Origin of the sequence: Acinetobacter sp. IK31 (assembly GCF_035615195.1) — a bacterium.
Classification (GTDB): domain Bacteria; phylum Pseudomonadota; class Gammaproteobacteria; order Pseudomonadales; family Moraxellaceae; genus Acinetobacter; species Acinetobacter calcoaceticus_C.
Map to the genome: position 1 here is coordinate 194866 of NZ_JANBOB010000008.1, position 16167 is coordinate 211032.

Annotated in this window: 13 protein-coding genes; 1 reads left to right on the plus strand and 12 read right to left on the minus strand. The window is 39.2% G+C overall.

Features of this window, described 5'->3' with window-relative positions:
* Positions 1–23: 23 nt before the first annotated feature.
* The 5 genes from MSG66_RS05700 to MSG66_RS05720 all read right to left on the minus strand — a co-directional run bounded on the left by MSG66_RS05700 (position 24) and on the right by MSG66_RS05720 (position 6125).
* Positions 24–2357, minus strand: a complete 2334-nt coding sequence (locus MSG66_RS05700) for a PhoX family phosphatase (RefSeq protein WP_324652849.1) — start codon at positions 2355–2357, stop codon at positions 24–26.
* A gap of 206 nt (positions 2358–2563) precedes the next feature.
* Positions 2564–4516 (minus strand): PhoX family protein, encoded by a 1953-nt coding sequence (locus MSG66_RS05705; RefSeq protein WP_324652850.1) that lies wholly within the window; start codon positions 4514–4516, stop codon positions 2564–2566.
* Positions 4517–4689: 173 nt separating this feature from the next.
* Positions 4690–5460 (minus strand): twin-arginine translocase subunit TatC, encoded by a 771-nt coding sequence (gene tatC, locus MSG66_RS05710; RefSeq protein WP_003654824.1) that lies wholly within the window; start codon positions 5458–5460, stop codon positions 4690–4692.
* Complete coding sequence (gene tatB, locus MSG66_RS05715) at positions 5457–5894, minus strand: Sec-independent protein translocase protein TatB (RefSeq protein ID WP_202742590.1); 438 nt, start codon at positions 5892–5894, stop codon at positions 5457–5459. Before tatB ends, tatC begins: the two co-directional genes overlap by 4 nt.
* Positions 5895–5906: 12 nt before the next feature.
* Positions 5907–6125, minus strand: coding sequence for a Sec-independent protein translocase subunit TatA (locus MSG66_RS05720; RefSeq protein ID WP_003654829.1), 219 nt, complete (start codon positions 6123–6125; stop codon positions 5907–5909).
* Positions 6126–6377: 252 nt separating this feature from the next.
* Here MSG66_RS05720 and MSG66_RS05725 point away from each other — a divergent pair, with 252 nt between their 5' ends.
* A complete protein-coding gene (locus MSG66_RS05725) occupies positions 6378–7253 on the plus strand; it encodes a permease (protein WP_324652855.1) in 876 nt (291 codons plus the stop codon).
* Between the two features lie 228 nt (positions 7254–7481).
* Here the strand turns inward: MSG66_RS05725 and rdgB are convergent, their stop codons facing one another.
* The 7 genes from rdgB to MSG66_RS05760 form a co-directional block, all read right to left on the minus strand.
* Positions 7482–8105: an RdgB/HAM1 family non-canonical purine NTP pyrophosphatase gene (gene rdgB / locus MSG66_RS05730; protein WP_324652857.1), complete on the minus strand. Its 624-nt coding sequence runs from the start codon at positions 8103–8105 to the stop codon at positions 7482–7484.
* 173 nt (positions 8106–8278) lie between these two features.
* Positions 8279–8866, minus strand: a complete 588-nt coding sequence (locus MSG66_RS05735) for a tetratricopeptide repeat protein (RefSeq protein ID WP_042894755.1) — start codon at positions 8864–8866, stop codon at positions 8279–8281.
* Positions 8863–9456, minus strand: a complete 594-nt coding sequence (metW, locus tag MSG66_RS05740) for a methionine biosynthesis protein MetW (protein ID WP_042894757.1) — start codon at positions 9454–9456, stop codon at positions 8863–8865. Before metW ends, MSG66_RS05735 begins: the two co-directional genes overlap by 4 nt.
* On the minus strand, positions 9456–10616 hold the full coding sequence (gene metX, locus MSG66_RS05745; RefSeq protein WP_133975490.1) for a homoserine O-succinyltransferase MetX: 1161 nt from the start codon (positions 10614–10616) through the stop codon (positions 9456–9458). The genes metW and metX overlap by 1 nt, the downstream gene beginning before the upstream one ends.
* Before the next feature lie 83 nt (positions 10617–10699).
* Complete coding sequence (gene leuA, locus MSG66_RS05750) at positions 10700–12397, minus strand: 2-isopropylmalate synthase (protein WP_042894762.1); 1698 nt, start codon at positions 12395–12397, stop codon at positions 10700–10702.
* A 457-nt stretch (positions 12398–12854) separates the two neighbouring features.
* The gene (locus MSG66_RS05755) at positions 12855–13538 is read right to left on the minus strand and encodes a Fe2+-dependent dioxygenase (RefSeq protein WP_324652861.1); all 684 of its coding nucleotides are present in this window, start codon (positions 13536–13538) and stop codon (positions 12855–12857) included.
* 106 nt (positions 13539–13644) lie between these two features.
* The gene (locus MSG66_RS05760) at positions 13645–15948 is read right to left on the minus strand and encodes a TonB-dependent receptor (RefSeq protein ID WP_133975488.1); all 2304 of its coding nucleotides are present in this window, start codon (positions 15946–15948) and stop codon (positions 13645–13647) included.
* Positions 15949–16167: the final 219 nt, after the last annotated feature.

Here is a 16167-nt window from a genome sequence, read left to right on the forward strand (position 1 = left end):
TTTATTCTTAATGAATATAACAATTATCCAGCAATTAAGCCGCCATCTTTACGGGTGATTACAACAGTTGCTGAACGCGGACGAGCCGTTTTATTGCTTGGGTCTTTTTGGGTTGCAGGCCAACTACTCTCTGGCGTTGCATAGCTAGCAGAATCTTCACCTGGATGCTGAACATTAATAAAGATTGCTTTGTGATCAGGTGTCATGGCGATGCCTGTAATTTCACACTGCTTTGGTCCAACCAAGAAACGGCGTAATGTTGAGTCTGTAACTTTAGCGCCGACTAGCGTTTGTTGGCCATTTGAAGTGGTTGCAGTAGTTCCATCACCGATTTGGCCCGGTAGTGCAGCAAGCATCATACAGTTGGTAACATCGGTGTAGGCACCATCGTCTGTTTGAATCCAAAGCACACCACGTGGGTCAAACCACATGCCATCTGGTGAAGATAAGTCGTTATTATCAGTTAAACCAGATAAGTTAATATTTGAAGCCATAGATGCTTCTGCACCGAACAAGTAGATATCCCACTTGAACGTTTCAGCAGTGGTTTTATCATTGGTTTCTTTAAAACGGATAATATGACCGTTCACGTTACCTTTTTGCTCTTTGGTGCCGTTATATAAATCTGTGTAGTTACGTGGGTTGGCTGCGTCTGTTGGGTAGTCTTTACCACGATTTGAGTTATTGGTAAGAGTTACATAAATTTCGCCATTCACTGGGTTGACCGTACACCATTCTGGGCGGTCCATTTTTGTAGCACCGACAGCGTCGCCAGCCAAACGTGCAAATGTAACAACGTCTGCTTGAGATTTGAATGGGTAAGTGGTGTTGCTTTCATTTAAGCCATTTTTGCCATAGGCAAGTTCAATCCATTGACCTGAACCGTCGTTATTAAACTTGGCAACATACAATTTGCCTGCATTCATATATTTATCGCCGGCCGTATAGCCGCCGTTTACATCTTTAGCATCCCATACAGCGGTAGAGACAAATTTATAGATGTATTCTCCGCGAGAATCATCACCCATATAAAACGCTAATGGTTGACCTACAACGGCACGGCAAGCACTATCTTCATGTGCAAAACGACCTAATGATGTTCTTTTTACTGGGTTTAGGCGGTTATCAAAAGGATCAATCTCAACCATCCAGCCGAATGTATTAGGTCCATTGCGGTAGTCTTGTGTCGGCTGTGCAGCTTTTACATCTGCATTCCAGCGGTCATATAAGTCTTGTGACTCTACTTGACCAATTGCTGTTTCCCAACCGTAACGTGAACTTGCGCCTAAATAAATTTGTCGCCCTTGTTCATCAACGTTAGGGATTAACTCACCATTTTTATCTTTTAAATAAATAACCTTGCCATCTTTATCTTTTTTAGGGGCACCTTTTTCATCTTTCTCGTAAAGATACGGTTCATCTTTTTTAACGCCTAAACCGTAACGTTTTAATGCAATTTTTTCTGCATCTGTACGTGCATATTCATCGCTACCTGAACGTTGGAAATAACCAATAAAGTTTTCTTCGGTAGTTAAATACGTGCCCCAAGGAGTATGACCATTACCACAGTTATTATGTGTGCCGCGAGTTTGACGGCCAGCAGGCGAGAAGCGAGTTGCAAGCAAGCCAGAACCAGCTGCTGCACCTGCAAAATCCATTTCTGTTGATGCTGTAATACGGCGGTTAAAAATAGAGTTTTTATCAATTACTACTTTTTGAGTTGCAGCATCTTTTTTAATGTGAACGACAGATACGCCATGTGCATTTGTTTCACGAATCACTTCATCTTCAGGGCGGCGTCCATCAACTTTTGTTGGACCTTTTGGATGAAGGAAGGTCTGATTGATATATTCGTGATTCATCACCAACAAACCTTCAGCTGAAACACTTTCATCGAAGTTATTTTTCGAAGTATTTAAACCAAAGAAATGCATACCGTCATGGCAGTCGCCAGAGCGGAACTGGAAACTTGGACCCGATGGGATATTATTATCATTCCACTCTCCAAAGGTTGGGTTGATTGAGTCCCCTAAAGCATAAATGACATTCGCTTCATAACCTTCAGGTACAGTCACAATATCGTTGTGGTTTTTTGCAACTGCTGTAAAAGTTAGTTTTTCTGGTCTTTTATTTGGGTCTACAGGTGTGGTTCCACCATTATTAGAGCCAGAGTCATCATCGCTATCATTACAGCCAGTTAATGTAGAAGCTAAAGTTAATGCTACAGCACCGCTTGCTGCTTTGGTGATTAAACTACGGCGGCTTACATGTTGTTCTAAAATGTCACGGAAGTGGATGTTGTCTGAAGTATTGTTATCCAGTTCTTGGTCTTCATGATATGGCGTCAGCTCTGTCATGGGAAATTCCTAAGTAAATATAAAGAGATTGTTCTAAAAGTCCTCATGAGCTTAGTTTGTGAATGTGACGTGACGTTGACGTTTTGATGATAAGTTGGTTAAAAATTCTAGTGATTTTTCATTTCATTTTTATAAAAAGTAAAAACTCTATTTAAAAACATTAAAGCTGACCTTAGCCAGCTTTAATGTTTGGAGCATATTAAAAATTATTTGGTTGTGACTGAAGGGGCAATTGGGTCTGCTGTAATATAACCCACGTTAGCGCTATAACCATTGTTATAATTTTGGTTAATTAATGCCTTAACGTCTTCAGGGACACTGCTGCTATCGCCTGGGTGCTGGAAGTTACTCATGATATAAGTCCAACCATTGATTGAATCTACTGCATGCAAACCAGTTGACTCAGCACCAGCCGGTGTAGAAAGTAATCGAATTAACTCTTTGGTATCTACATTGTAGGCCCACAAGAAGTTATTAACATGATTGCCTGAGTCTTCACCAATGAATAATGTACGTAAAGTTTCAGAGAACTTCAGATTGTCTGGGCTGGCAATTTTGTCTGGATGAGCTGTATTACCTAAGCTATCTTTCGCAGCAAGATCTTCGCCCATTAACAACATATATGAGTAAAGAGGAACCCATTCACTATTAATTGCGCTACCTTGATTATCTGTAAAGCTATTGCCTAACTTATGTGCAAGAACCCCACCCGCAGTAATTTTTTTAGAGAACCCTACATTATGTTCTGCAACATAACCTTTACCGCCCACGACCATTGAATCTTGAATATTAGCTAAAGCAGAGTAGGCCACTTTATCTTTAATATTCACGTTTGTTCCTTCCATCTTGGTAAACGCCATACTTGCACCTTTTAGTGCTGCATAGCGATGTGTTTCCAAGAAAGCTGCTGCTTTTTCCATACCTGGCTTAAGTTTGACCCAAAGCGTTTTCTTTGCCAAAGTAATTTCAGTATAGCTGGCATCATTTGGGTTCGTTGTTAAACTTTCCATAATGTCAGTTGACTTAATTCCACCCGTAACTAAATCTTCAATTTCTTTACTTGTCGCATGACCAAGTTTGATCCATTGAATACTTGCAGTTGAAGTTTCAGTTAAAGTATTAATGTATTTAGCGACGTACAGCGTACCTGCCGATAAGTCTTTTTCTTTGTCAGCAATGAACATGAAGAAACCACCATTTGTGTAGTCATCTCCCATAAGTGCTGTGCGGTTGTCTGGCATTACATGAATAAGTTCATGAGAAATACGGCCTAGGCAGTAATGCTTTTTAATACTACCTGTACCATCAATATTGACAGTAACTTCTGGCAAATGACCGTAGTTATATGGGTTTGCTTTAGTTTCATCACCAAAGAAGTATTTACCAAGATATTTTGGATCTGTACCACCAATACCTTGATTAAATGCATCAGGTTCATACTCTTCACTTGATAAGTGAGTATTCCAAGGCGATAGGCTAGCACCGCAAGTAATCCATAGACCGTGGACCGGAGCGGTATCAATATTGAAGTATTTTTTAAGTTCTAAATGACCAGTTTTTTGGTCTTGATCTAAAGTCAAAATTGCAATTGGTGATGGCAGTTGTCCATAAGTATCTCCACCAGCTTGGTCTTTTGAGCTGTACTCAAATTGAACAACATGAAATACAGGATTTGCTACGCCATCAACTTTCGCACCTTCTAACTGAATTAATGATGAACCATCTGGACAGTCTGAAAAGAACTGACGCTCTTTACCCGCAACAGACTTATCCATAATTGGATTGCCGTTAACATCAAAATAACCACCAGCGATAATTGTTCCACCACCAAGTTTTGGTACGCTATCACCAGTTTTAAAGAATGATTTATAAGCAAGTTGGTATTCAGTACTAGTTGAGTTTTCCCAATCAATTTTTAATTTAGAATTTACTAAAGTTGTTGCACGGTCTGCTGCTGCTGTTGGAGCTGACATTGCCGTAAATTTTGCATTTTTTAATTTGCTTGGTTGCGGTGTTGGAGTGACTACAGAACTGTCATCACTATCATTACAACCTGCTAACGTTGCTGCCGTAGCCATCGCCCCTAATGGTAGAAAAGGAATCCCCGAGAACCATTTTAAAATTTCGCGACGTGTTGGTTGAGTAGAAGCAGTTGTCATAATAAATCCGTAACTTTTGTGGGTATATTTGTTGAGTTGATTCTATGGCCTGAAAATGACACTTTTCTTACATTTTTAAGTCACTTTGAAGACAGTTTATGGCTTTGTAGATTGAAAAGTGCTCTAAAAGAAAAAAGCCTGAACTTTAATATTCAGGCTTTTATATATTCATTTTATTCAGCAGAATGAGTTTTTCTTTTCTCAAGAATTTTACCAAAGAGCAATCCGAGCTCAAAAAGCAGCCACATTGGAATAGCTAACATCACCATTGAAATTGCATCTGGCGGTGTAATGAACATCGCCACAAAAAAACATCCCACAATAATAAAGCGTCTTTTTTCAGCAAGACTTTTTGTGTCTACTACACCTATTAAAATGAGTAGTAGGGTTGCAATTGGAATTTCAAAAGTGAGACCAAAAACTAAAAATAGCTTTAAGCAAAAGCTTAAATAGCTATTAATATCTGTCATAGGTGCGACGGTTTCAGGCGATACACTAATAAAGAAATGTAAAATAGCAGGAAGGGTAATGTAATATGCAAAAGCAACTCCAGCATAGAACAAAACAATACTGCCAATGAGTAACGGAATCGCTAAATGTCGTTCTTTTTGATATAACGCAGGGCGAACAAAAGACCATATTTCATAAAGAATAAATGGCATTGCTAACACGAGCGCGACAAATAAATTTAATTTAAATGGAGCCATAAAGGTTGCAGTCACATCTGTAGCGATCATTGAAGATGATGCCGGAAGTTGCAGCCTTAAAGGTTCAGATAATAGTTGGTATGTATTATTTCGAAAGGGTAATAAACAAAAGAATAAAAATAATGTTACCCCAACAATTCTAAATAAATGACGCCTTAAAATAACCAAATGGCTCATGATGGGCATTTGGTCTAGATTTTCCTGAGAATTTACAGTGGTTGAAGGCAGTTGGTTCATACGGCGATCTTCAAGTTAACGGGAGATGTCTCTGAAATTTCGGGTGTCGATACCAAAGGAATAAACTTTCCAATGTACGGCACTTTATACTGACCCGAGATAGGCAGACATATCCGAATAGGCTTTGGCAATATTTTAGAAGCCTCAGTTTTATCTACAGTTTCGGAAATATTCTGTTTTTGTATTTCTTCAAGTTGTTGTTGTACTTTCCGTTCCAGTGCTTCAATGCGGTTGAGTTCATCCTGCATTTCTTTTCGAAATTCAGAAAGACGCAACTCTTGATCAATATCATTTTGCAAATTAGTAATATAACGTTTTAGGCGAACATACCAACGACCAGCAAAGCGTGCAGCTTCCGGAAGTTTATCTGGGCCTAAAACTAAAATTGCAATAATTGCAAAACAGAGTAGCTCTGTCATTCCTACATCAAGCATGGTTGAAAACCTTTAGCTTTTTACTGATGTGCTGTCAGGCGTTTTGACTTGGGCATCAATTGTACGTGGAGTATTAAGAGCAGCAGCTTCGTCTTCTTCACGAACTGATTTTTTAAAGTCTTTTACTGCACCGCCTACGTCTTTACCGATATTTTTTAATTTAGATGTACCAAATAATAAAATAACGACAATTGCAAAAATAACGACGTGCCAAATAGATAAACCAGCCATGATCTTATACCTCTTTTCAGTTCGCTTTATATCAACAGGTTGCCATGACAGGAATGTGACATTTATATGTCATTTTTAAGACAGTGATAGTCAGTCGAGACATAAAAAATGATATCTATAAAACTTATTTCTTATTTTTTTCCTTGTGTAGGCCTAAAAAAGAGAAGCTTAAATTACTTGAAATGGAGAGTACATTTTAGTTTGAAAAGGTGTAGCATTACAGGCTGGTTTTGATGGGGGAAAGGAGAAAACGTGGCGTTATTACTCCCAATACTGGCATTTATTACAGGTCTTCTACTTGCCCAAACGTCTATTTCAGAAACGATAAAACCCATCCTTTCAGCTTGGCTTGCACGTCTACTCATTCCAGTTGTTATTATTTACAACATGGTATTTTATCAAGCGGGTAGTTTGAGTTTAATGCTGTTCAGCTTCGGTTCAGCATTTCTTATTTTCTTTGCTTATTTAGCTTTATTTAAAGACAGATTATTGGCGCTTTGTGTGAGCTATACCAACATGGGCTGGCTAGGTTTTCCTTTTGCCATGGCTTTATTTGGTCCTGAAGCGACTGCACCTATCGTCGCGTTATATATTGGTATGTCTCTGTTTGGCAATGCCTGGGCTGTGACTGCCGTAACGACTACGCCGCAAAGTAAACTCAGCATATTAAAAAAGGTTTTAACTTCTCCACCATGTATTTCAATATTCGTTGCGCTTGTGCTCAGGCTTTTAGGTGCTCAACATATTGAACATCCAGCCATACATTGGGTTTATGAAGTTGCCAAGTTCGCAATGACTTTTGCTGGGATGTGTGTATTGGGAATGTGGCTGCGCCGTACCCGAGTTCATGTAAAAGACTTAATCTATAGTACGAAAGCTCAAGCTTTTAAGGTGGTATGTGGGATTATTCTTTGCGGGCTTACTTATAGGTTTTTACCTATTCCAAATATGAGCCAGCAAATTGGAGTGATGTTTTTAATGTTCTGTCTGCCACCCGCAGCCAATATTGTAGCGTTAGAAACGCACTATCAAGGAACAGGAAGATCTGCGGCTTATATTGCTTCAGGTACGATTGTGAGTTGTGTGTGTATTGCGATTTATGCAGTGTTTTTACACATGTTCGTCTAATTAATTATTTAATTCTAACCCTGCACTTGCTTGTGCGAAGGCAGCATGGATGCAGCCATGTCACTTGCCTTGCGCTGATTTCCAAAGCAGTGCTTTGGAAATCGCTCAGGATGTACCGTCAGTGACATAAATGGTTTTGTTACTTTTGCCTAAACAAAAGTAAAGTAGTACCTATACAAAGCCGAATACTCTCTAACGTGGTATTCAAAGGCTATAGGGAGAGAAAATTTATACTAAGCTCTCTCTAAATAACTGCATCGCTTGTCCACGATGGCTAATCTTATTTTTGTCTTCTTTAGACAGTTCAGCACTAGAAACTTGCAATTCAGGTAACCAGAACAGCGGGTCATAACCAAAGCCATTTTCACCACGTGCAGCTTCTAAAATTTCGCCGTGCCAAATGCCTTGGAAAATTTGTGGTAAAGGATCTTCTGCATGAGTCACTAAAGCAAGTACACACACAAACATACCTTCAATCACTTCACCATTTTTACGAAATGGTAATAAATCATTAAGTAATTTTACATTATTTGCTGCATCATCACCGTGTTCTCCAGCATAGCGTGCTGAGTAAATACCAGGTGCACCGCCTAAGACAGGAACACAAATACCTGAGTCGTCAGCCATAGCTGGTTTGCCTGAAATTTTAGAGGCATGACGAGCTTTAATAATGGCATTTTCAATAAAGCTTAAACCATCTTCAATTGCATCAGGAATATTAAGACGACCTTGAGGAATAATTTCTACAGGTAACTTAAGCTGTTCAAAAAGTTTTTCAAACTCTGCGACTTTACCTTTGTTATTGCTGGCAAGAACTAAACTGCCCTGATCAAACCAATGTGGGGTAGACATAATAAAACCAAACTTTATAGCGAATATCGAACGTGAGTTATGTTACGTGTTTTTTAAGAGGGGATATAGAGGGAAATAGATAGAATATAAATGGGATGATCTAAACTAAAACCACCTTGTAGAGCATACAAGGTGGTTTTAGTCGAGTAAGTTTTTTTACGGATGAACCGTTATTATTGTGCTTGAATCCATTTGTCTGCACGGTCACGTGCTGTACGAATTTGTTCTTGAGTCAAGTTCGCCGCAAGAGCAGTTTTCTTACCTTCAGATAAGCTAATTACTTTATTGTCGAGCATGCCGTCACGAGTTGAAAGCTCATACCACTGGTAAGCACCTACGTAGTTTTTCTTTTGCTCTTCCATCATCGCAAGGTTATAGCTTGCACGGTTATCACCATTGCTTGCTGCTTTTTCAAAGTATTTACGAGCCATTGACTCATCTTTCTTAATACCAATACCGTCGGCGTACATGCGGCCTACGTTTAATTGTGCTGGCGATAAACCTTGATCAGCCGCTGCTTTAAACCATGCAAAAGCCTGTTTTTCATCTTTTGCTACATCTTTACCATATTGGTAGTGTGTACCAAGATAAAATTGTGCGCCTGCTTGGCCTGCTTTTGCAGCTTTCTGAAGGTCATTAACCCCCATTGTTGAAAAACGTGCAGCCTGACTCGCAACCGATTGTGGCTGGGCGATATAATCTGCATGAGCCTGCATACTTAGCAGTCCTGCAAATAGTGTGCTAAATAATGTCTTTTTCATAGTGCACTCACTCGATAAATAGCGACTTCACCAAACAAATTAGGAATATGTTTGCTTAACAGGCTTCCCTGCTGGTTTCCATTGACGGCGAGTCGATTAATAATTTGTATCTGATTTTCCACACACAGTGCTTCGAAATCTTTAAATGTACATAAATGAATATTGGGGGTGTTATACCACATATATGGTAGAGCATCCGATACAGGCATCATACCTTTTAATGCAAGAAAAGAGCGAGTCTTCCAATGCGCAAAGTTTGGAAAAGTAATAATTGCCTGTTTACCCACACGCACCATGTCTCTTAATAAAACATCCGGTGCATCTACGGCTTGCAAAGCTTGTGCCATGACCACATAGTCAAAAGACTGGTCAGCAAAGCGGCTTAAACCGAGATTCAAATCTTGTTGAATAATATTTAACCCGCGACTGACGGCAATTGCAATCTTTTCTTGATCAATTTCTAAACCATAAGCACGAATTTGATGTTTTTGGCTCATATGAGCAAGTAATTCACCGTCACCACATCCCAAATCGAGTACGCTTGAGCCCGGTTTAATCCACTTTTCTGCCAGTTGTTGATCAATACGCATTAGCTTGCCTCCAGTGATGTCGATTTTAAGTGTTCTTCACCGCCTAAGAAAGCGCGCATGGTTTTGACATACAGTGGAATCGGGAATAAGAACGAATCATGGCCCTGTTCAGCATCAATATCGAGATAACTTACAGGCTTATGATTGGTAATAAGCGCATCAACAATCTCTTGAGAGCGACTTGGTGCAAAACGCCAGTCTGTTGTGAACGAGACAATCAAGAATTGGCATTTAGTTTTACCCATCGCTTCAGTTAACGAATGACCATACTCACGTGATGGGTCAAAATAATCTAAAGCTTTGGTCATGATGAGATAAGTATTGGCATCAAAGTTACGGCTAAATTGTTCACCTTGATAACGCAGATAACTTTCAACCTGAAATTCGACATCAAAACCATACATAAATTTGCCGGACTTTAAATCGCGACCAAATTTTTGTTTCATGGCTTCTTCAGAAAGATAGGTAATATGGCCTACCATGCGGGCCAAAATCAGACCACGACGTGGATAGCTATCATTTTCTAGATAACGTCCATGATGAAATTCAGGATCAGATAAAATAGATTGGCGTGCAACTTCGTTAAAGGCAATATTCTGTGCTGAAAGCTTTGGCGCGCTGGCAATAATGACGCATTTTTTTAAGCGGTCAGGGTAGTCTACCGACCATTGAAGCGCTTGCATGCCCCCTAAAGAACCACCAACAACAGCGTACCAAATATTTACACCCAAACGGTCAGAAAGCATGGCCTGAGTTTTTACCCAGTCACGTACTGTAACTAAGGGGAAATCTGGTCCGTAAGGACGATTATCATTTTCAGGATTTGGCGACGTTGGGCCGGTTGAGCCGTTACATCCACCAATGTTATTGATTGAAACTACAAAAAACTTATTGGTATCGATTGCCTTACCCGGGCCAATACAGCTATCCCACCATCCAGCTTTTTTATCATCTTCATGGTGATAACCCGCTGCATGATGATGTCCAGAAAGAGCATGACAGATTAAAATAGCATTTGATTTATCTGCATTTAAAGTGCCGTAAGTTTCGACCATTAATTCAAAACGTGGCAAAACACGGTCACACTCAAGATGTAATGGTTCTTCAAATTGGAACTTTTGCGGAGTGACTAACCCCACTGAATCAGCTGGAAAAGACACGGGAACATTTCGCCTTTTAAATCTTTCAGGAATAAAAAGAAAGGATACCAAGCTAGGTATCCTTTCAAAAGAGTTTTTTTTAATTAAACAGCAGCGGCAACAACCTGGTCTGTGCTTAAAACCCCTTGATCAATCAAACGGTTGGTACATGCAATAATTGCTTCAATTGATGAGGTGACTGTATTGTCATGAACACCCGCACCAAATGAGCCTTTACCCGTACCTTTCACTTGAAGCTCAATTAAGGTTAATGCTTTTGCATTTGCCCCTGAACTAATACTACGTTCTTCATAGTTCAACACGTCAATTGGTAATTGAAGCGCATTCAAGAATGCAGAGATCGGGCCGTTACCTTCACCACGAAGTTGTTGTATTTCACCTTCGACTTCAACGTCAAGTTCGATGATTTGAGTACCGTTAATGTCAGATAATCTGTAGTTTTTGACCGTGTAGTGATGGTTTTTCACATCGACATAAGTGTCTTTAAATAAAGTCCAGATTTCTTTGGCATTAATTTCTGTACCGTTGTCATCAGCATATTGTTGAACAACCTGACTGAATTCGATTTGTAAACGGCGAGGCAACACCACGTTGTAATTCGCTTCCAATAAATAAGCGATACCGCCTTTACCAGACTGACTATTTACACGAATAACTGCATCGTAGTCGCGGCCCAAATCTTTCGGGTCGATTGGTAAGTAAGGCATATCCCAAATTTCTTCGTTTTTCTGGAATTCGAAACCTTTTTTGATTGCATCCTGATGTGAACCCGAGAATGCGGTAAATACTAAGTCACCTGCATATGGATGGCGAGGGTGCACAGGTAAACCAGTACATTCTTCAACCGTTGCAATTACTTCATTAATATTAGAAAAATCTAACTCTGGCGCTACGCCTTGGGTATACATATTCAATGCAATAGCTGCAACGTCAACGTTACCTGTACGTTCACCATTACCGAACACACAACCTTCAACACGGTCAGCACCCGCCATAATGGCAAGTTCTGATGCAGCAATACCACAGCCGCGGTCATTGTGACAGTGAACAGAAATGATCACGCCATCACGACGTGCCAAATTACGGTGCATCCATTCAATTTGGTCTGCATACACATTTGGAGTAGAGACTTCTACAGTCGCTGGTAAGTTTAAAATAACTTTATTGGTTGGAGATGCTTCCCAAATTTCTGTGACGGCATCACAGACATCTTTAGCGACTTCTAATTCTGTTGCAGAGAAACACTCTGGGCTGTACTGGAAAATCCAGTCAGTTTGAGGATACTGTGCAGCATATTCTTTAACTTTTTGAGCAGCATTAATTGCTAATTGTTTTGCACCATTAGCATCTACATTCAATACCTTTTGACGGAAGGTTGGAGAATTAGAGTTATAAATATGCACAATTGCACGTTTAGCACCTGCCAAAGATTCAAAGGTACGTTCAATTAAATGGTCACGCGCCTGAACCAAAACTTCAATATATACGTCATCAGGAATATGATTTTCTTCGATCAACATGCGTGTGAAATCGAAGTCAATTTGAGATGCAGAAGGGAAGCCGATTTCAATATGTTTAAAACCGATTTTCACAAGCATTTTGAACATTTTGAATTTTTGTTCCATGTCCATTGGTTCAAAAATTGCTTGGTTCCCATCACGTAAATCGGTACTCATCCAGATTGGCGCTTTTGTAATTTCGTTATTCGGCCATTGGCGATCTGGTAAATCCACTCGTTGGTACATACGGCGGTATTTTTTGCTTGGGTCAGCCAACATCATGAGAAAACTCCTTGTCTCGTAGCGCGGTTGCTCTGGATAAATTTAAAAGGCAACGTCTCTACAGTTATATATGGTATCTAATTCAGAAAAATTAAAGCTAATTTCGAAGTGCTGCTTTAAAAAGCAGACAATATTTATACGCGCGCTGGGCGCAGCATCAGGAGTTGCAGATGATGTCTTGCTTGAAGAGGCGGGGCAAACAAGTAATTCGTTTTCATCTCTAGACCATGAAATAATAAGTTTGGTGGTTTGCTGGTATGTTTATTATTTAGATATATCACATCTAAACAATGATTACACCTTGTGCAAAATTCTTATAGTAATTTTAATCTCAGCAATAAGAAAATAATTTTCTTATTTTGCGCTGTTTTAAGTTTTGTGGAAAATAATTTTCATATTTTCACCATATTGAGATAAAAATAATTATCTATCCTCAATAAGGTAAAAATAAATATAGTTACAGCTCAGACCACATGCGAATTAAATTGTGATAAATGTTGGTGAGTTTCATCACTTCAGAATAGCTATCGCCATGTGCTTTACGCAGTTCCCGAATACTTTCATCTAAGTTAAATAAAAGATGTCGCTTACTATCATCGCGTACCAAACTTTGTACCCAGAAAAAAGAGGCGAACCGTGTACCTGAGGTAATACTGCTGACTTCATGTAAGCTCGTCGATGGATAGAGTACGACATCACCTGCTGGTAATTTGACTTCATGATAACCATAGGTGTCTTCAATAACCAGATCACCACCTTCGTACTCATCAGGTTCACTTAAAAATAATGTACAAGATAAATCGGTACGAATTTGTTCTGAAGTACCCCGAATAAGACGAATCGAGTTATCAACATGAAAACCGAAGCTTTCGTACTCATCATAACGATTAAAAAGTGGGGGAATAATTTTGTGAGGAAGGGCAGCGGCCTGAAAAACAGGGTTTTGCCAAATTGCTTTAATGACAATATCACTTAAATGATGAGTCAGCAGGTCTTGTTCAGAGAGTTGCTGATTTCTTTTAACTGAAGCTGATAGGGTGCCAGCAGTTACTTTTCCACCCACCCAATTCGCCTCTTTCATAAGCTTCCGAAACTCGGCAACTTGTTCTTTGCTTAACACATTAGGGATATGATGAATCACAGCCAACACCTTTTTAATAGATACTTCATTTGTAAAAATAGCCTCGTGACGAGGCTATCTTATATGAACTTTAATTAACTCCATAAATAAACTATGGAATTTAACCTTAGTACTTAAAATTAATCGCTAATACTGCGTTACGGCCATTACCTTCAAACGCGTAGTGAGCTGCATGTGCACTTGTGAAATAACGTTTGTCAGAGATATTGTTGATATTAAGCTGTAAATTTACATTCTTGTTAACATCATATTTAGCCATCGCATTGTAAATGGTATAGGTTGGCAAATATTTAGGTGCAGTCGTGTTTACAAACACTTGATCACGATATTCAACACCAGCGCCTAAAGTCAATTGAGGCATCACTCTATAAGTAGACCATAAGGTAGCGCTGTTTTTCGCTACAAATGGTAAAGGTTTACCTTCTTGAGCAATCGAATTGTATGCAGCTTCTGTGATTTCGCTATCTAAATAACTATAACCTGTAGATACATCCCATTTGTCGGTAATTTTCCCATTCAAGCTGATTTCAAATCCATCAACTTTACTTTTACCCGCATTCGCGGAAGTAGTAGGATCGATTTGAATACGAGTATTTTGCTTTTCAGTACGGAAAACTGCGGCAGTTAAATTTGCACGATTATTAAACAGATCCCATTTCGTTCCTACTTCAAAAGTACGAGCCTCTTCTGGTTTAAGTTCATTAATAATATCGGTAGTACCAAGTGCATTGTCACTACTGTCGCCTTCAGCAAGAACGCCTACTGGGTTAGCAGAAGTTGCAAAGCTTGCATAGATACTGCCGTTCTCAGTTGGTTTATATACTAAGCCCGCTTGATAAGTGAAGAAATCTGAATCACTTTCATATTTTGTTCCTTCTGGAGTGGCAACTTTTGAGTAGTTATATGCCCCTTTTTCAGTAGCATATACATCTTTGTTATATTTTTTCTCTGTTTCAAACTTATCCCAGCGGACACCTACATTTAAAAGCCATTGAGGGTTAAATTCGATGCTATCTAAAGCATAAACAGAAACAGTGTGGCTACGCGTTGTAGATTGGCCTTTAATTGTTCCAAGTTTGTCGGTGAAAGCACCATTTCTTGGATTATTTAAACCAGTACACCAACCATTTGATGCGGCAGCAGTTGAAGTACAGTTATTAATATTATCTTGTAAAATTGTCGAAGTTGTTTGTCCAGCAGCATTGGTAAATGTATACATACCTTGGTCAGTTTCTTGGAGACTCCATTCTGTACCGACATTAAAAGAATGCTTTAATGAACCAGTATTAAATTTACCTCTCAAAGAAAGTTGATCACTATACGCATCAGTATCTAAGATACGGCTTAAAGCACGGCGAGCGATAGTCCCTCTGTAAATATTACCCTTAGAGTCATCAGCATTGGTATAAACATAATCAGATTTAGATTTGTTGTAAGTCGCTACATTCGACAAGGTAAGATTTTCACTAAAGTCATGTTCTAATTTAAACGTACCGATATGGTTTTCACGTTTATCAAAATCACGAGCTTTCCAGCCATAGTAAGTTCCCGCTTTTACATCAACAGGTTTACCATTACCAGGAGTCACAGTAACTCCAGCAGGAGGAGTCGCTGGATTTGCATTGTTAAATGGAATACCTGCATCTGGTTCATCATTACTACGTAAATAGTAGTAGCTAAGTGTTCCACGAGTTGCTGTATCTAGGCCAAATGCAAGGCTTGATGCAATACCGGCACGAGCATATTCAGCTCCGTTACTCTGACCAGCTTTTTCATTTTCATGACCCATGATAACAACACGACCAGCAATGCCATTACCAAAGTCTTTGTTGGCATCAAGTTGAATATGACGATAGTTGTCAGTACCCCCTTGAACACTGCCTTGGTAGACATCACCTTCGTGAGCAACTTTAGGAATTAGGTTAATACTTCCACCAATGCTACCACCACCACCAAGGGCAGAGGAAGAACCCTTAATAACCTCAACTTGTTCAATCGCAAACATATCGCGGCTTTGTGACGTTGTATTGCGAACACCATCCACATAAATAGAAGACTGTCCGCTATAACCACGAATGTAAGGCATATCTGTAAATGGGGTACCACCTTCACCCGCACCTAGAGTAATGCCTGGTTCGTAACGTAAAGCTTCGAGCAAGGTGTTAGAGTTTGTATCTTTAATTAGTTTTTGAGAAAGGATAGAGACCGATTTCGGCGTATCTTTGAGAGGAGCCACAAATTTTGAGTTGGCTGACTGATCTACCTTTAAAGATTCCTCTTGAGTCGCTTGAGTATGAATTGTGGGTAATTGTGAAATTGCTTCTTGTGCCATGGCTGTTGTCGCAATCATTGATAGTGATGAAGCTATCGCAGAAGAAACAATTTTTTTACGTGTTCTAATCAAAGACATGACTTCAGGACTCTAAAACTAAAAGGTTATGCGAATAATAATAATTCTTATTTATATGTACAGTTTATGTTAATTGAATTTGCCAATTGAATTATGAAGATAGAGTGAATGGCTGAATAGGTAATTGTGCTTTTATGTAGTTAATCTACTGATTTTTAGTAATTGTTTGTAAAAGCGATTAACTTTAGATTTTGATTGTAATTTTAGATTTGTGAAGAA